This window comes from Vibrio sp. 2134-1 (genome assembly GCF_033339495.1).
This window is the reverse complement of record NZ_JAWOUS010000949.1, coordinates 1-520: the sequence shown is the minus strand read 5'-3', so window position 1 is coordinate 520 and position 520 is coordinate 1. Positions and strand designations below refer to the sequence as shown.

The window sequence follows — 520 nt, the reverse complement described above, 5'->3', positions numbered from 1 at the left end:
TGCAGACGATCGCTTAGCAAAATCAGACGTTGGCTTGTACGAGATAGACCATCTCACGCACAATGTTAAGCAAGGTAATATGGATGTATGGTCTGGTTTTTATGAGCGCATCGGGAACTTCCGAGAAATTCGATACTTCGATATCGAAGGTAAACTGACCGGCCTTGTCAGCCGCGCAATGACGGCGCCGTGTGGCAAAATCCGCATTCCAATCAATGAATCCTCGGATGACAAATCGCAGATTGAAGAGTTTATCCGCGAATACAACGGGGAAGGTATTCAGCATATCGCTCTGACAACGGATGACATCTATCAAACGGTGCAAACGTTACGTGACCGCGGTATGGACTTTATGCCAACGCCAGACACCTACTACGAGAAAGTCGATGAGCGCGTTGAAGGCCATACTGAGGATGTCAGCAAACTTCGTGATTTGCAGATCTTGATTGATGGCGCGCCAATGAAAGACGGTATCTTGCTGCAAATCTTTACTCAGACTGTTATTGGCCCTGTGTTCTTT

Annotated in this window: 1 protein-coding gene; it reads left to right on the top strand. The window is 47.1% G+C overall.

Annotation, left to right across the window (positions count from 1 at the left end):
- A partial coding sequence (locus R7R78_RS29425; RefSeq protein WP_225475000.1) for a VOC family protein occupies positions 1-520 on the top strand: 520 nt, incomplete at both ends.